Origin of the sequence: Dactylosporangium sp. NPDC006015 (assembly GCF_040614215.1) — a bacterium.
GTDB lineage: Bacteria > Actinomycetota > Actinomycetes > Mycobacteriales > Micromonosporaceae > Dactylosporangium > Dactylosporangium maewongense.
Genome location: NZ_JBEXUD010000033.1, coordinates 1 through 18845, shown reverse-complemented (window position 1 = coordinate 18845; position 18845 = coordinate 1). Strand labels below are relative to the sequence as shown.

The window sequence follows — 18845 nt, the reverse complement described above, 5'->3', positions numbered from 1 at the left end:
GGTGCCGGTCGCTTCAGGTGCCACCGAACGACCAGTCGGCCTCCGAATCCTGACGGTCGCGGCCGCCCATCGGCAGCCGCGCGTTGACGGTTGTGCCGCGGCTGGCGGGGCTGGTCAGCGTCAGCGTGCCGCCGAGTGCCTCGACGCGGTCGCGCACGTCGGCCAGGCCCGGACCCGGGTCGGGGCTGCCGGCACTGTCGTCGCGGATGGTCACGCTGAGGACCTCGCCCTGCATGGCCGCGTCCGTTGCCGAATCCTCGATGATGTCGAGCTCGACCTCGATCGCCGAGGTGCCGGCGTGCTCGGCCGAGTCGGCGAGCGCCTCGGAGACCACGTGGTAGGCGGCGACCTCGACGAAGTCGGGCAGGCGACGGTGCGGCCCGCCGCGGACCGTCACCGGGACCGGGCAGCGGCGAGCGAGCGCCTTGACCGCGGGGACGAGCCCGCCCTGGGAGAGCAGCGATGGGTGGATGCCGCGGACGATCCGCTGGAGGGCCTCGAAGGCGCCGTTCAGCCCCGCGGTGGTGTCGGACAGCCGGGACCGCAGCTCGCCGAGATCCTCTGGGACCAGTGCCTCGGAGATGCGCATCTCGAGCCCGAGCGAGATGAGCCGCTGCTGCACGTGGTCGTGGAGTTGGCGTTCGATGCCGCGGCGGGCCTCGTCCGCGGCGAAGACGAGCCGGACCCGTGACGCGGTGAGCTCCGTCCGGCTCTCGGTGTTGGCGATCGCGGTCGCGACGAGATCGGTGAACTGGGCGAGCTCGTGCTCGGTGCCGGATGGTGGTGGGCCCTGGCCCCAGTGGCCGATGAGGACACCCCAGACCTGGCCGTCGACGATGATCGGCGCGCCGACGGAGGCGCGGAAGCCCTCGGAACGGGTGATGTCGACGACCAGGCCGCTGCTGTCCTGGTAGGAGTCCAGGCGAGCCGGACGGGCGTCGCGCAGCACCAGGTCCGCGACCCCGCCGGAGCTGTCGAGCCGCTGGCCCAGCAGCACCTGGACCCCCGGCCTTCTGCTCCACTCGGCGACGACGCTCACCGTGCTGGAGCCTTCCCGGCGCAGCACCCGGACGGCGTCCGCGTTGAACAGCTCAGCCGCCTCGGCGGCGACCGCGGCGACCAGCTTGGCGGGAGCGACGCCGTGGGCCACGAGCTCCGCCACCCGCCGCAGCGCCGCCTGTTGCGTGAGCAGTGCCTGCAGCTCCGTCCGGCTCGCCTGCAGCGACCTGCCGGCCCGTAACACGGTCGCCAGCCCGGGCACCACACTGTCGCGCAGGCGCCCCATGACACGCTCCGGCAGATCCGCGGACACGACGAGCGCGCCCGGGTGCAGCGGCAGCTGCACCCGGCCCTCGTACGGCGGGACGGTGTCGAGCTCGATCGCCGCGTACGGCAGGCGCATGGCCTCCGCGATCCGGGCGGAGGCCGCCGGAAGGACCGCTCGGACGTCGTCGGCGCCGAGGATGAGCCGGGTCAGCTCGGCGACCGCGTCGCTCTCCCGGCGCCGCTTGATGGTCTCGATCGCCCCCGAGCGGGCCAGCTGCGCCACCGAGCTGGCGACCCCGGCCACCATGAGGTACACGGAGAGCCCGAGCCAGTCCCGCCAGTCCTCCGTCTCGAAATGCCAGAACGGCGGGGTGTAGAAGAAGTCGAACGCGAGCGTGCTGACGATCGACGTCGCCACGCCCAGCCACAAGCCCCACACGGTGGAGACGACGAGCACACCGGGCAGGTAGACGATGGCCACGGCCTCCACGGCGGCGAGGTGCCGGAGCGGGAAGACCAACAGCGTCTCCACGACGATGAACCCGACGCCGACCGCGATTCCTGCGGCGAGGGGCGGCGGACCCAGCCGTACCAGCCACGCCGCCAAGCGTGCCTGCATCATGGGTCCCCTTCTCCAACGGTCCCGTGGGTGGATCGGACGGAACCGGTCGAGCGGAGGCAACGATTCGATGGTAGGGCGGCCACGCACCGGACGCTCGGCCCCGTGGCGGTCCGGGCGCCGCGGGTCACCCCCCGAATCACCCCGTCCACCGGCGTGCGGTGCCGGTCGCTGGACCAGGTGGCGTGACCGTCTGGTCAACCATCCAGGGCCGCTGTACAGTCAGCTCGATTGTGCTTGCACCGGTTCGCCAACCCCCCTCGGCGAATCAGCACGTGGCCATGCGGCGCAGCCCACGCCCCCCGGGTGCGCCGCACGGTCACCTCTTACCGATGTACGCCGCGGTAAAGCGGGTGCATCGACGAACTGCCAGTCCTAGAGTGCTCGGGGTGGATCTTTCACATCTCGGCGCGCCGATCGGTCCGATGATCCGTGTCCACGGCGGCTACGCCAACCGGATGTACCGGCTCGACACCGACCAGGGGTCGTTCGCGGTGAAGGAGCTGAACCTCGTCGACCGCCGCACGGCGTACCGCGTCGAGGACGTGTTCAGGTTCGAGCGGGCGGCCTTCGCCGCCGGCGTCCCGATGCCGGAGCCGATCTCGGCGGGTCACGACACGCTCGTCCACCGGTGGGCCGAGGGCGAGAAGGTGCCCGAAGCACCGGTGCCGGCGGCGTACGCGTTCGAGGTCGGTGAGATTCTCGCCCGCATCCACGCGCTCGACGTCGCGTGGACCGACGCTTCGACCAAGGAGCCGACGGCACGGGACTGGCCCGACCTCGCCGAGCGGGCGACGGCGACCCGGCAGCCCTGGGCCGGCGAACTCGCCTCCCAGGTCGAGACGTTCCTCGCGATCGCCCACTTCGTCGACACCTGCGAGCGACCGGGCCCCGTCGTGTTGACCCACCGGGACATCCAACCGTGGAACCTGCTCTCGCACGAGGGCCGGCCGGTGGTGCTCGACTGGGAGCTCTCGGGGATGCTCGACCTGTCCGGCGAGCTCGGCTCCACCGCGCTGAGCATCGCGAAGGGACCCGGCTTCGACGACATCCAGCCCGCCGTCTTCCGCTCGGTCCTCGACGGCTACGTCGCAGGAGGCGGACCGCTGCCGCCGTGGGGTCCGAGCTGGTTCGTGTTCATGATCGGCGGCTGGCTCGGGCACATCAGGTGGAACATCCTGCGCTGCCTCGCCGGTGTCGAGGCGAGCACCGGCCCGGAGCTCGCGCTGTCGCACGAGTCCGCGCGCAACGGCGTGCGTGGCCTCCCCGACCTGTTCGGCCGGCTTCCGCAACTACAGGAGCTGCTCAGGTACTCGTGACCGGGGCCGGCGTTCGTCCCGCCGCGGGGCAGGTACGAGACAGGTCGGCGCCGGCCGCGGCCGCGGCCTGATCGCCGCGTCAGACCGCTCGGACTTCGGCGAGCCGCTTGACGGAGTACTCGTCGTCCCAGCAGACGGCGGCCTCCCATGCGGCCGATGCCTGCGCGGCGATGTCGTACGCATCGTCGTCGAGGCCGGCAGCGTTGTCGGGCAGCGCGAGGTCGAGGTCGGGCACGTCGACGTGCGCCTCGTCCCAGTCGATCAGCGCGACCTGGTCCGCGGTCATGCGGACGTTGCGAGGGTTGGGGTCGCCGTGCACGACGCAGGTCTGACGTCCGGCGAGCCGCGCCCACGCCGCCCGGCACCGGGCGACGCCCTCGACGGGCATCGCGCCGAGGTCGACCTTCGTCCCGGTCTCGGCGTGCAGGAGGTCGGTCGACGACCGCCAACCGGGGCGCTGCGGCCAGCCCCGCGTCAACCGGTGCAGCTCGCGGAGCGCTTCGGCCACGCGACGCCAGTCGGCCTGCGTCTCGGGCGGTCCACCTTCCAGGTAGGTCATCACGACCAGACCATCGACGAACAACCGGCCGTCCGTGGTCGGGATCGGCACCGGCACGGTCAGACCTTCACGGTCGAGGTGTCGGAGCAGTTCGGTCTCCCACGCGAGATCGGCGTCGCTCCGGCGGCCGAGCCGCCCGACCGCGAGCTGCCCGTCGACACGCACGCTCCACACGTCGTTGGCGACTCCGCCGGCGAGCCGCTCGATGCGAGCGACGTCGTCACCCCACTGCCCGAGCGCCTCCCACCCCATTCGCCACACCTTACAGACCGGCACCTCAGGAAGTACCCCGGCGAGGAACCGGCATCGTCAGAGCACGACCCGGGGATAGAGGTGCGCCGCCACCGCGACAAGGACCAGGAGCGTCCCGGTCAGCACGGCGAAGTCCAGCGGCAGCCCGAAGGCGCTGGTGCCGCCTTGCAGCATGAGGGTGCGCAGGATGTCCGTCTGGTACGTGAGCGGGTTGGCCTTGGCCAGCCACTGCAGCGCGGTGGGCATGATGGCGATGGGGTAGATGGCGTTGGAGGCGAAGAACAGCGGCATGGTGAGGATCTGCCCGATGCCCATGAACCGTTCGCGGGTCTTGACCAGGCAGGCGATGATCAGCGAGAAGGTGGCGAACACGGCCGCGCCCAGGACCAGCGCGACGACGACGCCGGCCAGCGGCGCCAGGGCGAACGCCAGGTTCACGCCCAGCGCGGCCGCGATCAGGTAGACGATGGCGGCCTGGGCGAGGGCCCGTACCCCGGCCGAGAGCGCCTTGCCGAGCACGAGTGATGCCCGGGAGGCGGGGCTGACCAGGAACTTGTTCAGCACCCCGAGGTCGCGTTCCCAGATCACGGCGATGCCGTAGAAGATCGCGACGAACAGGGTGCTCTGGGCCAGGATCCCGGGTGCCAGGAAGTCGAGGTACGGCAGGTCCCCGGTCGGGATCGCCCGGGCGTGGGCGATCACCTTGCCGAACACGAGCAGCCACAGCACCGGCTGGACCGCTCGGGTCAGCAGCTCGACCGGGTCGTGGCGCAGCTTGCGGATCTCGACGTCGACGATCGTGGCGGTGTCCTGAGCGAACAGCAGCGGCACGGCCAGGCGCCGCAGCGCCGCCTGTACCGGGTACGAGAACTGGCCTTCAGCCGAGGCGCCGTGCGGTGCGCCGGGTCCGTTGGACATCGCGGAGCGCTCCTTCCTCCGTCTCCTCGGTCGCCGCGCTGTACGCGACGAAGACGTCATCCAGGTTCGCGTGCGCGCCCAGCCGGGCCTTCAGTTCCTCAGGGGTCCCGTGCACGACCACCGTGCCGCGGTGCATGATCGCCACCTGGCCGCACAGTTCGTCTGCCTCCTCCATGTCGTGTGTGGTGAGGAACAGGGTCGTGCCTTCCTGCGCGATCAGGTTGCGCAGTTGCTCCCAGATGCCGTGACGGGCGACCGGGTCGAGCCCGATCGTGGGTTCGTCCAGGAACAGCACCGCTGGACGGTGCAGCATCGACTGGACGATCTCGAGCCTGCGGATCATCCCGCCGGAGAAGTCGCGGACCAGCTTGTGCGCCGCGTCCTGCAGCCCCACCGACGCCAGCGCCGCATCGATGCGCGTCCGCCGCTGCGCCCGGGGAATGTGGTACAGGCGGGCGAAGACGAGCAGATTCTCCAACGCGGTCAGGGCACCGTCCGCGGAGAGCAGCTGCGGCACGTAGCCCACCAGGCGGCGTACCCGCGCCGGCTGCGTGCCGATGTCGAAGCCGGCGATCCTGGCCGTGCCCTCGGTCGGGGCCAGCAGCGTGGTCAACATCTTGATCGTCGTGGTCTTGCCGGCGCCGTTGCGTCCCAGCAGGCCGAACACCATGCCCTGCGGGACCAGCAGATCCAGATGATCGACCGCGAGCAGCTCCCCGAACCGCCGGGTCAGGCCCCGGGTTTCCACCGCGAGATCCGGGTGACACCCCACCATCCCAGCATACGAAGCGTTCACCGGCTCATCGTCGCGCCGCCTCAGCGGAGCAGCAGGGGTGCCACCACGATCGCGAGGAAGTCCAGCAGGAAGTGCATCACCATCGGCGCCACCAGACTGTGCCGCCAGACGTACACGGCGGCGAGGGCCAGACCGGTCGCACCCACGGTCAGGACTCCCGCGCTGCCTTCGTATCCGTGCCCGACGGAGAAGATCACGGAGGACAGCAGCACCGCCGACGTACGGCTGCGGAGGACACCTGCGATCCGCAGGATCAGGTACCCGCGGAAGACCGTCTCCTCGGCGACGGCGACCACCGCGACCAGCGCCACGGCGAGGAGCAGCTGTCCGACCCCGGGTGCGGGCTGCAAGCTCGCGCTGGACGGCCGCGGCCCGGACAGGCCCGCGCCACGCAGGACGGCGTCCAGCGCTTGCGCCCCGACCAGGACCGGCACCGTCAGGGCGACCCCCCAGGCGACCTCCCGCCAGGCGGAACGGCCGGTCCAGCCGATGACCGCGACCGGTTGCCGGGCACGGGCGAGCAGCAGCAGGATCAACGCGACGAGGCCCGCGTCGCGCGCGATCGTCGCACTGGCCAGCAGGGTGAACGGCACGGCGGCCTGCCCGGCCGCGAAGTACGACAGCACCAGCGGCGGCACGAGCAGCAGCAGGAACACGCCCAACTCCGCCAGTTCCTGCCGGCGGGACAGGATGCCGGCGAAGGCCCGATCGTCCATCGGCGCTCCACCTACTTCGCGCTACCTCGTGCTACCTCCCACACAGCCGGACACGAACCCCGGCAACGTCACCGGGCCCGGGCCACCCCGGAAGGTGGCCTCGGGCCGGCTCGACGGTGGCGCTACATGCCGGATGGCGATGGCGTCGCGCCCGGCGACGGCTGCATGCCGGTGTGCTCGTGCAACCGGATGATCCGGGCGGTGTAGGTCTCGCTGGTGCCGGTGCCGCTGGTCGTGCCCGCGATGGTGATCTTCGTGCCGGCCTTCAGGGCGCTTGGTTGCAGGGTGTGCCGATGCTCGACGACCCGCAGGTTGTCGCCCATGGCCCACGTCCTGGTCCATCCGTCGGCCGACTTCACGGTGACCGACGACGCCGAGACGGCGGTGAGCGTGCCGTTCTGCATGGCCACGTTCACCTGTCCCTGCTTGGTATGGACGACACCCTCGCCGTGCTCGACGTCCCTGAGCATGCCTTCGTGCCGGTGGCCGTGCGCGCAGGCCGTGGAGCCCATGCCCGGCGCCATGGTCTCCGGACCGCAGCCCGGAGCCGACGGGCTGGGTTGGGCACCCGCCACCGCCGGCACGCCCACCGCGCCGACTCCGGCGAGCACAGCAGTGCTGAGTGCGAGTCCGATCCGATGGAATCTCATGGCCCCTCCTCACTTGGACCAAGGCTGCCGATACCACCGCCGGACCGGCGACAAACCCGCTGCCGGCAGATCACAGACAACTCCCAGCCGCGTCGGTACGTCGCCCAGCTGGGAGACGTACGCTGGAGGCGGTTACCGCTGGGCGAAGAGGCAGGCGGTGCACGATGTTCAGCTCCCTCAGCCGGGAACGGATCGCGCTCGCGGCGGCGATCTTCGGGCCGCTGGCCGTCGCCGGAGTCCTGATCCCCTTCCGCACCGCGATTTCCGGCGCGAACATGGCGCTGGTCCTGGTGGTGGCTGTCGTTGCGGTGGCCGCCATCGGCAACCGCCTGGCCGGCGCGCTGGCGGCCTTGTCCGCCGCGGTGTGGTTCGACTACTTCCTGACCGAGCCGTACGAGCGGTTCACCATCGCCGCGAACACCGACGTCCTCACGGCGATCCTCCTGCTCGTCGTCGGCCTGGCGGTGTCGCAGCTGGCCGCGCGGGCCCATCGCCTGCACCTCATCACCGTCACCGACGCCGACCAGCTGTCCTGGATTCACCGGACGACGCAGCTGGTCCAGTCCGGTGCCGCCCCCAACCAGGTCGTCAACCAGGTCCGCCCGGAGCTGGTCGACCTGTTGCACCTGCGCGGATGCCGATTCGAGGAGGGACTCCTGCTCGGCCGTCCACCGCGGCTCGAACCCGACGGCAGCATCACACCGAAACCCGTTCACTCGTCGTCGCACGCAGGCGAGCTACCGGATGCGGACGTCGAACTCAGGGTCAGCGCGGACGGCGTGTACTACGGGCGGTTCATGCTCACCCCCACCCCTGGCCACGCCGTGCCGCTCCAGGCCCGGCTCGTCGCGGTCACCCTCGCCGACCAGGTCGCCGAGGCATTCGACGCCGTACACACCAGCAGGCCCGATCGCCGAACCTGACCGGTCGGCTCGATTTGTGCTTGCACCGGTTCGCCGGCCCGCTCGGCGGACCAGCACGTGGCCATGCGGTGCAGCCCACGCCCCCCGGATGCGCCGCACGGTCACCTCCAACCGCGCCGGCGGGCGGGAGCCTTGTCTCGCCGCAGGGTCTGGCTGGGGATGATGCCCATCCGCGCGGCGCCGCCCGCCACGAGCGGTGAGGACGCGACCTGAGGGGACGGGCGCACCGGTGTTCACCGCACTGGCTCGCCCTGGACGCCGAAAGGCTGGGCGGACCGGTCCGGAGGCACCCCGGCGGCGGCCGTTCGTGTGGACTTGCGCGCAGGAGCCCCGTAAGCCGGTGCGAGGCTGAACGATGAGGGCACTCGGCGAGTTGGAGGTGCTCGATGCGCAGGACAAGGACCGCTGTGGCGATCGTTGCCTGCTTCGCGGTGCTCGCCTCGGCCACGGGCTGTTCCACGAAGAAGGCCAACGAGTCGCCGCCGGGCTCGGACCTGCCGACGCCGACGGTGCAGCCGAAGGGCGACGCCATCGTGGTCGCCGTGGCACCGGAACAGCCGCTCACGGTCGCGGTGCCGGGGCTGGGGCATCTCGCGGCGCCGGCGGGGGCGTTCAGCGCGCCCGGCAAGGTGGTCGTGCGCGGGCTGCAGTCGGACAATCCGGATGGCTCGCTCGTCGTGGTCGGGGGAACGGGCGTCGACGTCGCCTTCGAGGGCACGTCGCTGGTGTCGCCGATCACGGTCCTGTTCGACGACCCGGCCGCGACCCGAGACCTGCCGAAGGACGCGCTGCCGGTGGTGCTGCACAAGCCCGACGGCGGCGACTGGGAAGCCAAGAGCCTGTCGCGCACCGCTGACGGGGTGCCGTACCTCTCGACCAAGGAGTTCTCGCCCAACCTGCTCGGGTGGATCCCGATACCGGGCTGGGTCCGTGACCTCGCCGACTCGTTCGCGGACTTCGCCACGCAGCGCACCGACGCCCGGCCCTGCGGCGGCCCCGCCGCGCCCGGCTGGAGCAGCGTCGACAAGCGGACCACACTGGTGCATCTGTGCTCCATCGCCAACGCCGACCGGGCCGAGATCCAGGTGCAGTCCAACCGCCGGTTCTACCAGTGGGTGAACGTGCCGGCCGGTGCGGACTATGTTTGGGTCGAGGACCAGCCCGACCTGCTTCGCCGGGCCATCGCCAAGGTCACCGGGCACGACATCGGCGGCAACGTGCTGCTGGCCGGCAACGGCCGGTTCACCGCCGGGTACAAGCAGCCCGCGCAGACGGCGAAGAAGGACTTCAACGCGTACATCGATGCGTGGAGCGCCGGCCTCAGCGTCGGGATCAGCGTGCTCGGGCTGGATCCCCGCACGAAGGTGTCCAGCGCCGCGCTGATCGTGGCCAAGTGCGTCACCCAACTCTCGCCGTTCCCGTCGGCCGACGGTGCGAAGGCGTTCCTGGGCTGCTTCGTCACGCAGGCGCTGAAGAACCTCGAGAATCCCGACGTCGCGCTCAGCGCGGCGAAGGACCTGTTCGGCGAAGCGGCCTACGCTAAGGAGGCGGAGGAAGGCCTGAAGCAGGCGAAGGACCGGCTGCGCTATCTCGGGCGGTTCCTGAAGGTCGTCGGGATCATCACCTCCACCTTCCCGCAGCTGCCCGACCTCTTCTCGTCGTGGGGCAACGATCAGCCGGGCCGCTTCACCCTGGAGCTGAAGGGAAAGCCGGCCACGCCGGCGCCGCCGCCTCCGGGCAACGGCGGCAACCCGCCCTCGCCGGCGCCGCAGCAACCGCACGCCGTGACACCGTACGACAACTACGGCGCCGCCAACGCCGGTCGTGCGATGTGCCGGGGCAACCCGGGCAACAACAGGTCGATGCCGGGCGGCACCGCGTCGCAGACATTCGTGGTCCCGGCCGGGGTCTCCGCCATCGACCACGTACTGGTGCAGATCGACCCCGACGGCACCGTCACCAGCCATCTGAAGGTCTCCGTCAACGGCGGCCTCGCGGCCACGGCCGATGCCACCGCCGCGGGCGACACGCACTTCTCGTTCGGCGCCGTCGGCGTCTCCGCCGGTCAGACGGTGACGCTGAGCCTGGCCTTCACCGCCACCTCCGGGAAAATCATCACCCTGTATACTGCCGGAGCCCCAGGCGGCACGTTCACGGCGTCGAACAGCTGTCCGGACGGCGCGCCGAGCGTGTCGACGTCGGCCACCGGCTTGCGCGCCGTCGTGTCAGGCTGGAGCTAGCCGACCACTGTCGGCGGGGCTACGGGCCGCGATCACCTGAGCGGCACCGTGCCTTTCCACCAGATTGTGGTCGCGGAGCAGCTTGTGGCGGGAATGGTGGCCGAGAAGGTGATGTAGGCCTTCGTGACCTTCCAACCGCCGGAGATGCTGTACTGCGCGCCGGTCACCTGCGCGGTGAAGGCCCATGCGGCGCCGCTTGTCGGGACGGCAAAGCAGGCCGCGCGGCCGTTCACGGCGGTGCCGCGGGCGGACCAGGTGTCGCCGTTCAGGGTGAGCGCGTAGAAGCCGCTGATCCACCGCGACCCGGCGACGCAGAACGGGGTGCCGCTGGAGCACCGGCTCAGCTGCAGGGATATCGCCACCCTCTTGTCTCTGTCACAGTTGTCGTCGCCTCCGTCACAGGAGTACATGGGCAGGTCGAAGTAGATGTCGGTCAGGCCGCGGGCGAGGTCCTGCGGGCTGGTTGTGGCGATGTGCTCGCGGGCTGCCCGGAGCGCCTCCGCGTTCTGGCCGTCGGCGGCGTCGGCCTCCTCGCGGGAGCTCCGCAGATCGAGCCGGGCATGGTCCAGGTCGTCGCCGAGCTGAGAGACCTTCTTGTCGGCGGCGGAGAGGCGCACCGCGGCCGTGACGAGGGTCGCCGCGCAGATCACGGCCATCGCGATGAACAGGCCGCCGAAGAGCTTAGGGGCCGGCCGCGGGATCGGCTTCATGCTCGCTCCTACATTGTCCAGAGTGCGATGAGACCGAACAGGCAGCCTGCGACGACCGCGGCCATCACCACGGCCACCATCAGCGAACGGTCCCGGGTCGGTGCCGCGGTCGGTGCCGCCGGCGTTGCGGGGACCGCCGGCGTGTTGTCGCCGGCCGGGTCGGGCAGCGGGGTGAGTTGTCCCGGCTGGTCGAGCAGTGGCTGCTCCAGCTTCGGCACAGGATCCCCGGTCGGTGCCGCCGGCGTTGCGGGGACCGCCGGTGTGTCGTCGCCCGCCGGGTCGGGCTGCGGGGCGAGTTGTGCCAGTCGGTCGAGCAGTGCCTGCTCCAGCAGGTCCGGCGCGGGCGGTGCGCCCGGTGGACGATCCCAGCCCACGACGCGCAAGGTCGCGACGCTGTCGGAGGGGATGTGGGCCAGGTGCGGGGTCGGCCCGGCGTGCTCAAGCCCGAAGCGCTGCTGGAGGTCTTCACGTAACGCGAGCCAGCGTTCCAGGAGGCTCTGGACCTCGGCCAGGGTCAGGTGCGGAAGGCGCCCGGCCAGGACGCTCTCCGGGAGTTCGGGGTACACGAGGACTGGGCGGAAGCCGTCCTCGAGTCGCAGGCCCTGCTCGTACCAGCGCGGCACGACAACCTCGGGTGGAAGGTCGAGCTGCCCGAGCAGCAGGCTGCGGTCGCGGAGCACCCCGACGGGCCCGGCGATCAAACACTCCGCGCGGCACGGGCCGTCGGCGGCCGCGAGCCGGAACGTCACGGTGGTGGTGGTGATGGCGGCTGCCGCGGGCCGGTTGTCCGCGTCGACGGCGAGCCAGGCGCGCCGGAGCTCGGCAGGATGGAACGCGGCCCGGCCGTCGGCGACATGGTCGATGCAGTACCTCGCCTCAGCTTGCATAGATCACGCGTCCCGGGTAGTCGGTGTCGTGAACTCTCGCCCAGACGCGGACGCAGGCCAGGACCATCCCGGATACGTCCGGGCTCCGGATCCCGGACACCTCCGGGATCCGGAGCGGGATGTTGTCGGCGGTGAACGCCTGGGCGCTGTCGAAGCGGGCTGGTGGCAGCTTCACCAGTCCGGGGCCGATCTCGGCGGCGGCGTCGCGGATCGTGGTGTGCGCGCGGACGCGGAGCCGCCCCCACCAGCTGACGTCGGCAGCCGGTGGCAGGTGGACCACGGACGTCACCGCCTCGTGCAGGCGGACGAGGCACTCCAGCCGGTCCGGGTCGCCAGGCACGGCGGCGATCAGCGCCGCCGTTCTGGCCGTCAACTGACCGCGGAGCCGGTCCTGGTCTGTCGGAGTGGTGCGCTCTGCCAGTCCGCGGACGTGCAGGGACTGTAGGCAGTGCCGTAGGTGCCGGTCCTGCGACAGCAGGTGCAGGACCGGCACCACCAGCCGGGTGAAGGCGACCGTGGCCGGGTCGGCACCGGCGCGGTCGACGGCCGCCGCGTGGACCCGCAGCTCAGCGGGCAGCGGCGCGTCCGGGTCGGTCGCCAGGCCGTCGTGCAGCGTGCGTCCCCCGACGGACAGCCGGGGGATCAGGATGTCCCGGTCGATGCCGCGGATGGTCACGATAGGGGCTTCCACGGTGGCGCCGGCCGCGCGGGCCTCGTCCGCCGCGCGGGTCTGGACGTCCCGCCGGTCGTCGGGGGCCATCCGGAGGCCGAGGAGGTGCAGCGCGCTCCAGAGCTGGGCGCGGTCGGCCGGGGGCGGGCCTGGGTCGTGCTCACCGGCCGCCTGCGCCGCCTCTGTCCAAAGGGGAGTGGCCGGGGTCCGCGTTGCCGCCGCCGACCCCGGCGATGTGCTGATCGGCCGGCCGATCGCCGGCAGGGCCGCGCCACCGCCGGCAAGGATTCGGTCGATGGCCTCGCGAGCGGCGTTGCCGGGCGCGGCCTCCTCCAGTGCCGCGCGCATACCGGCGAGCAGGCCACGGACCAGGGTGGCGGTGGCCGGCTCGGCCAGCAGTACGCCGAGCGCGTCGTCGAGGGATCCCATCAGTGGGAACCGTTGAATGGGTCGAAGCGCTCGTCCAGGTCGATGTTGCCGGGCCTCATCGCGACGGTGAGGACCCTGCCGGGGTTGGCGATGACGTCGGCCATGGAGCTGGCCGGCAGGTACGGCACAAAGCCCTGAACAGGCTGGACACGGCCGGTCTCATCCACGACGATGCGGGTGTCGGCACCGCGCCCGTGCCGGATGCTCGCCCGGAACGGCGCGCCGACCCGATGCAGCACGGTCGAGTCATCGGGGTCGCGCCGGCCGATCCACCACGTGCCGTCGGTGGGCACCTCCCGCGGGAAGCGGACGCTGATCCAACAGCTCAGCGGCGTCGGGTCGTCGGGCGAGACCACGAAGCCGTCAGGTTCGGCGTCCTCGTGTATCAACATCTTGCCGTGGTTGGCCATCCCGCCAGCGGCATCGGGGTTGACCACCAGGTCGTGCCGCAGCCGGACTGGGCCGAAGGCCGCGTCCCGGCCGGCCACCTGATCGTCCGGGCGACACGTGGACATGTCGAGGCTGTAGTGCGGGCTGCCGGCGCAGAAGTGGACGATCAGCTGATCGGCCTCGTCGATCTGGAACTGCATCGATACCTGGCGGACCCACTCGTCGAGGTCGAACGGCCCCTGCGGATTCTCGGACTGCTGCAGATCCTGCAGGCTGAGGAAGCCCCACAGCACCGCCGGTTCGGCCTTCGACACACCGCTGCGGTTGATGGCGATGTCGAGGATCGCCGGCATCCACTCGGAGCGCTGGGCACCCTGCCCGGAATCGCCGATGCGCTCGAACTCGCGGCCGGCGGGGAAGACCGGGAGCTGGTTCGGGCCAGTGCCGGACAGCTCGAGGTCGAACGGCAGCCCGTGCAGCAGGTTGTCGACGTCGATGTGGAGCTCGGTGCGGCCCATCGCCACGTTGCGTTTCGCGCGGCGGGGGTCCGCGTAGCCCTTCTGGCGGACGTGTTCTGCCCAGCAGGCGCCGATGGAGGTGCCGACCTTGGCGAACGCCGGGTCGTGCACGACGTGCAGCGGGTTCCAGCGCAGGGCGCCCCAGCCGCTGTGGGTGGTGTCGCTGGTGAAGACCTGCTGCAACAGTTCCCGGGCGCGAGGCAACGCAGTCGTGCCGCCGGAGAGGATCACCGTGTCCAGCGGCTCGTTGTCGCCTTCCGCGGCCAACAGTCGTTTGCGGGCGACGTCCAGGGCGATCTCCATCGAGCGGGTCAACACGTTGTCGACCTCGGCACGGATGGCGTCGGCGTCGATCTCGACCGTCGACAGGTGCCCGGTCGCGGCACCGAGGTCCAGCAGCTCGTGCAGGTTGCGCAGCTGGTACGGCTGGCCTGCGGCGGAGGCCCGCTTGGCCCGGTCCGCCTCGATCCACAACCGCCCGAACCGCTGGCGGGCCTGCACCTCCTCGGCGGCCGTCCGAACGGCCGCCCACCGGGTGGGGACGACCTGGTCGATCAGGGTCAGCCTGTCCTGCTCGGTGTCGGAGACGTCCTCTGCGCCGGCCACCGGCAGCAGCGATCCGGCCCGGTAGACGCCGCCTTCCAGGAACGGCTTGTATTCGCCGACCACGAGGGTTGGCGTGCGGGTCAGCAGCAGGTCGGCGATGCGGGCCTTGAACAGGTGGAAGATGCCCAGCGTGATCCGGTCGCCGCCGAGCTGGAGGTTGCCGGCCTTGCCCAGCACCGTCGGCCGCAGTTCGTAGAAACGGCCCTGCTGGTCGGCCGGCACACCGCCGTCGCGCTCGGTGTGGTCTCGGAGGGTGAGGGTGAGCAGTGCGACGTCGGTGGACCCGCCACCGACGTCGACGACCAGGATGTTGTGTCGCCAGGTCTCCGGGGCGACCTGCCGGCTGCGGGCGCGGAACGTCTCGACGCCGATCGCCGGGTCACCGGCGAACATCCGCATGAGGTTGAACATCGCCGCCGCGGTCGCCTCGTCGAACCGGGTGTCGGCAAGGTGCAGGCCGACGTCGTGCGCCAGGCGCTCCATGTCGAGACGGGTCTGCGGCGGGGAGGTCGTCGGATACGTGACGACCGCCCGGTGGATCTCGCCGGGCGCGTATCGGTCCTTGTTCGCCCGGCGGAATTCGGTGACCTTGTCCAGCAGGCACCTCCATACCGCGATCAGCGCATCGTCCGTCGTCGGGCCGTCGGTCACACCGGGCGGGAGCCCGGGCAGCGGCCGTTCGTTGCCGACGAAACGCTTGAGGCCGGGCTGGTGCTCCACCGCCACGGGAACGTCCCCGTCGGTGTGGGCATGCCCGTCGTTCCACATCGCGAGCTTGAAGGGCGCCAGCGACAGGACCCGCGCATCGCTGGAGATGGCCGGTGTGCCGGCGTGCAGGGGTACCGGAAAGAACTGCAGCTCGGCGATGGGCGGACGGGAGAACGCGTCGCGGTAGAGCCGCTGCAGCACACCGGTGAGCGTGTCGCGGCGCGCCGGCAGCGCATTGTCGACCTCCTGGTCGAGGGCCAGCAGCACGTCGAAGACCCGGTCGCCGGCGAGGGACTCCTTCAGGTGGGTGAGTGGGTCGCCGAGACGGTTGCCGGGTGCCGACGCAGCGAGGGTGCGACCGGCACCCTCCAGCAGCCGTCGCCACTCGTCGCCGGACAGCCCGAAGTCGTCGGTGGCGGTGCCGTTGAGCAGTTCGGTCAGGCAGTCGCGGATCCGGGCGACCTGAGTCGGGGCGATGCCGAGCAAAGCGCGCTTCTGGTTCTGGTCGAACATCGTGATGGTCGAGTTCGACATGCCGAAGTCGATCGCGATCCAGCCCTTGTACCGCTGGTCGGTGTCGGCGGCCGTCGATCGCGGCTCGGTGGCGGGTGACTCGGCGGGCGACACGGGCGGCTCCGGGATCTGGGACGGGGTCACAAGCACGCACTGCCGGTGCAGCGGATCGCCGGACGATGTCAAGGTGCCGTCGGCAAGGCGCTCGGCGACGTCGACGGCCCAGGTGAACGCCGTCTGGCCGGGCGGTAGTGCCGAACCCGCCACGTATTGCCAGGGCGCCATGTAGCGCCCGTACGGTGGCAGGTCCAGCCCTTCCCGCGGCAGGGAGGGCCGCCACAGGTCGCAGATCTGCCGGGTGGGCGGCGTGGCAGTGTCAGCCGTCACCCGGATTCCACAGACGACGAGGTGTCGGCCGGACCGGTTGACGAGCAGCGGCGACGGCAGCGCGACCGGTAGGTCGGTGCCGTCCAGGGTGAACTGCTGGTGGGCGCTGCCGTCGGCCTGGTCGATGAACTCGAGTTCGATGTCCATCTCAGTTCTCCAATTCCGACCAGAGTCCACCGGAGGTCGGACCGGTCGAGCGGGTGCGGAGCTTCCGGATCGCGTCCAGGAGCGCGCCTCTGGACTCCTCGTCCGCCGGTGACGCCTCGGGTGGTCTGGCACTGGCCAGGGCCTGCAACAACCGGTTGAAGAAGTGCAGAGTCACCTGCTCGGCCCAGCCACGGACCATTTCGACGTCGGTCTGCATCAGGTACGCACAGGTGGCGACGAACTCGTGACGAAGCCGGATCACGTATCCGGGATGCCTGCGGTGCAGCAGGTCGGAGTCGGAGGCGTCGTACGTGTGCTTCGCGGGCAGCGACCACACGAACCGCGAATCGCGGCGGAGCGGGAACGCCTCGGCGTACCGGCTCGGGCCGGGAGCTTGGTAGGGAATCTGCTCCAAGATTGACGCCGAGGCGTTGGTCAGCAGTCCCTGCCAGTCCTCCGGCCGCACGATCAGGGTCAACGTGGCCGGCTGGTCGGCGAAGACCGCCTTCGCGCGGCTCCGCAGCGCCTCCTCGTCGGCGAGCGTGTCCTCCGCGTTGCGGATCAACGCGCGCTCCCAACGCGAAAGCGCCTCGGCGCGGACCGTGTCGAACGCCTCCACGCAGGACTCGCTGAACGGCCCGACCAGCTTGGTGGTGGTCTCGGGACCATCTTGGACCTCACGCCCTCGGACCGAGTCGAGCGTCTGCCGCCATTCCGGCCACCGGTGCACACGGCGGGCGGCGGTCTCCTCGACGAAGTCGGCGAACGACGTGCGGTCCGGCCCGTCCCCGGACAGCGCGCCGGTCAGCACACCCGGCAGGCTGCGGCGCAGCCGGATCAGCACGCTGCGCAGACCCGACAGGACCGACTGGAACTCCACGTGCGCGGCGGCGGCGCCGCCGGGCTCCGGGGCCGTCTGGACCGCGGACTCCAGCTGCAGCAGGAGCTCGCGCAGCCGTGAGTCTTCCCGCTCGACCCGCTCCACCCGGCGGCGCAGACCGTGGACGGACAGCTGGTCGGCGAGCATCGTCTGAACCCGCTGCCGGCCGCCGTCCTCGGCGACCGGCAGCAGCAGCGCCCGGAACGGACTGCCCTCCGGAAGGCCGAGGGCGACCCGTTTGGCGTCGCCGGCGAGCGCACCCTGCATCCGGACGCGGTCGTCGAACCGTCCAGCGACGAGCTCCGGGGCGACCTGGCCGAGCGCGACGAGGCCGGCATAGAGGAACGGCTCGCCCGGGGCCAGCTCACCGGCGGTGCGCAGCAGCTCCGTGATCGACGTCAAGCTGCTGCGGACCGCGTCGTCGCTGTCCAGGCCGGGCTCCCTGAACCGGACGGCCTGCGGGCTGTCGAACACGTTGCCGACGCCGGCGATCGCCCCACCGTTGACGGCGGTCAGCAGCCGGGTCAGCTCGTCGGAGGCCAAACTGTCGGGATTGGCCGCCTTGAGCAGCACCACCGCGGTGTCGACGTCGTGCAGGAGCGTCTCCGTCAGCATCCGGTCGCGCTCGGACGACAGGTGGTTGAGGATGCCAGGGAAGTCCCAGAGCTCCAGCACGGCGCCCTCGCCGAACCCGGAGAGGTGCGGCCGGTCCGGCGGCTGAAGGACGGGGCCGTGCGCGAGCAGGCCGGGCAGCACACTCACCGGAACGTCCATCGCGATCTCGGCCTGACGGACGATCCAGAACGGCTGTGCGGGCGACTGGTCCTCGTAGGCGATCTGGATCAGCGCGCCGAACTCCTCCGCGGACACCTCCCGGCTGGTGCCGAGGCAGGCGTCGTGCTGCCGGGCACTCGCGGCGACCGCTATCAGCTGCCGGACAAGGCGGTCGAGACTCGGGTCGAGCGATCTGGCGGTGCGGTGCCAGGCCGCCAGGAAGTCCGGGTCGCCGTCGACGGCCTTGCGGGTGGGCGTGTCGAGGCCCGGGTGCGGGCCGCTGATCGCCCGGATCTGCCGGCCGAGGTCGGCCAGGCAGGCCTCGCACTCGGAGCGGCTCAGGAACACGATCCGGCGGCCGGTGACCGTGGATGTGCCGCCGGCGACCGGGCGCAGCCGGAAGCGGGTCACGTTGCCGGTGGTGGGCCGGTCACCGATCGGCAGGTTCTCGAGGAAGCCGAGCATCGAGGCGACGAACAGTGTCTTTCCCGCCCCGTACTCACCGATGATGCCGACCTTGTACGGCTCGCGGACCATGGCCAGGACCTGTCTGGCCTGATCGTGGACCCGTTGGATCGGTGCGGTGAGAGAGGGTCCGAAGTCGGCACCGTCGATCAGGGCGATGGCGTCAGCGGCGAGTTGCTCCGCGTCCGTCACAAGGTCTTTCCTGGCGGCGTTCGCACCGCTGCTGTTTGGATGCCACGTGTCGGTCATCAAGGCCTCTCGGCGTGACGATGGGGAGTGCGCAGGTATCGCCGTACTGACGGACAGCGCAGTCCGAACGCCGTGGCGCGAACGGCTCGACCTGTCCGCCGCCGGAAACAGAAGAGGGCCGGCCCTGTAGGGCCAGCCCTCTTACTTGAAGCGGTGTGCTTACCCGGTGAACGTGGCGGTGATCTGGGTGAACTGCCAGTTGTTCTGGGCGATGCCGCTGCAGTTGGAGACGACGCCGCCGCCGGGGCAGGGGC

General features: G+C 71.1%; 14 protein-coding genes. 3 read left to right on the top strand and 11 right to left on the bottom strand.

The features are described 5' to 3' along the window. Positions 1–13: 13 nt before the first annotated feature. Complete coding sequence (locus ABZ321_RS40290) at positions 14–1885, bottom strand: DUF4118 domain-containing protein (RefSeq protein WP_354900894.1); 1872 nt, start codon at positions 1883–1885, stop codon at positions 14–16. 389 nt (positions 1886–2274) lie between these two features. Between ABZ321_RS40290 and ABZ321_RS40285 the strand changes: the two genes are divergently transcribed. Further along, positions 2275–3204: an aminoglycoside phosphotransferase family protein gene (locus ABZ321_RS40285; RefSeq protein ID WP_354900892.1), complete on the top strand. Its 930-nt coding sequence runs from the start codon at positions 2275–2277 to the stop codon at positions 3202–3204. A 79-nt stretch (positions 3205–3283) separates the two neighbouring features. Here ABZ321_RS40285 and ABZ321_RS40280 read toward each other — a convergent pair whose 3' ends face one another. From ABZ321_RS40280 to ABZ321_RS40260, 5 genes are all read right to left on the bottom strand, one after another. Then, the gene (locus tag ABZ321_RS40280) at positions 3284–4015 is read right to left on the bottom strand and encodes a phosphotransferase (RefSeq protein ID WP_344513865.1); all 732 of its coding nucleotides are present in this window, start codon (positions 4013–4015) and stop codon (positions 3284–3286) included. Positions 4016–4072: 57 nt separating this feature from the next. Next, on the bottom strand, positions 4073–4933 hold the full coding sequence (locus ABZ321_RS40275) for an ABC transporter permease (RefSeq protein ID WP_344513867.1): 861 nt from the start codon (positions 4931–4933) through the stop codon (positions 4073–4075). Next, a complete protein-coding gene (locus tag ABZ321_RS40270) occupies positions 4893–5681 on the bottom strand; it encodes an ATP-binding cassette domain-containing protein (protein ID WP_344513869.1) in 789 nt (262 codons plus the stop codon). The genes ABZ321_RS40275 and ABZ321_RS40270 overlap by 41 nt, the downstream gene beginning before the upstream one ends. A gap of 68 nt (positions 5682–5749) precedes the next feature. After that, positions 5750–6445 (bottom strand): CPBP family intramembrane glutamic endopeptidase, encoded by a 696-nt coding sequence (locus ABZ321_RS40265; protein WP_354900889.1) that lies wholly within the window; start codon positions 6443–6445, stop codon positions 5750–5752. Positions 6446–6567: 122 nt separating this feature from the next. Next, positions 6568–7095 (bottom strand): hypothetical protein, encoded by a 528-nt coding sequence (locus tag ABZ321_RS40260; RefSeq protein ID WP_344513873.1) that lies wholly within the window; start codon positions 7093–7095, stop codon positions 6568–6570. A 164-nt stretch (positions 7096–7259) separates the two neighbouring features. On the opposite strand from ABZ321_RS40260, the gene ABZ321_RS40255 reads away from it, so the two are divergent. Continuing rightward, a complete protein-coding gene (locus tag ABZ321_RS40255; protein WP_354900888.1) occupies positions 7260–8018 on the top strand; it encodes a DUF4118 domain-containing protein in 759 nt (252 codons plus the stop codon). 407 nt (positions 8019–8425) lie between these two features. Then, complete coding sequence (locus ABZ321_RS40250) at positions 8426–10258, top strand: hypothetical protein (RefSeq protein ID WP_354900886.1); 1833 nt, start codon at positions 8426–8428, stop codon at positions 10256–10258. A gap of 32 nt (positions 10259–10290) precedes the next feature. On the opposite strand, the gene ABZ321_RS40245 is transcribed toward ABZ321_RS40250, so the two are convergent. From ABZ321_RS40245 to ABZ321_RS40225, 5 genes are read right to left on the bottom strand one after another with little or no spacing between them, the layout of a single operon-like run. Further along, positions 10291–10968, bottom strand: a complete 678-nt coding sequence (locus tag ABZ321_RS40245; RefSeq protein ID WP_354900884.1) for a hypothetical protein — start codon at positions 10966–10968, stop codon at positions 10291–10293. Between the two features lie 8 nt (positions 10969–10976). Then, positions 10977–11855, bottom strand: a complete 879-nt coding sequence (locus tag ABZ321_RS40240) for a hypothetical protein (protein ID WP_354900882.1) — start codon at positions 11853–11855, stop codon at positions 10977–10979. Continuing rightward, entirely contained in the window at positions 11845–12954 is a 1110-nt protein-coding gene (locus ABZ321_RS40235) for a hypothetical protein (RefSeq protein WP_344513883.1), read from the bottom strand. The genes ABZ321_RS40240 and ABZ321_RS40235 overlap by 11 nt, the downstream gene beginning before the upstream one ends. After that, the gene (locus ABZ321_RS40230) at positions 12954–16223 is read right to left on the bottom strand and encodes a hypothetical protein (RefSeq protein ID WP_354900880.1); all 3270 of its coding nucleotides are present in this window, start codon (positions 16221–16223) and stop codon (positions 12954–12956) included. Before ABZ321_RS40230 ends, ABZ321_RS40235 begins: the two co-directional genes overlap by 1 nt. 1 nt (position 16224) lies before the next feature. Continuing rightward, positions 16225–18534 carry a hypothetical protein gene (locus tag ABZ321_RS40225; RefSeq protein ID WP_354900878.1) on the bottom strand — a complete coding sequence of 770 codons (2310 nt, stop codon included), beginning with the start codon at positions 18532–18534 and terminating at the stop codon, positions 16225–16227. Between the last annotated feature and the right edge of the window lie 311 nt (positions 18535–18845).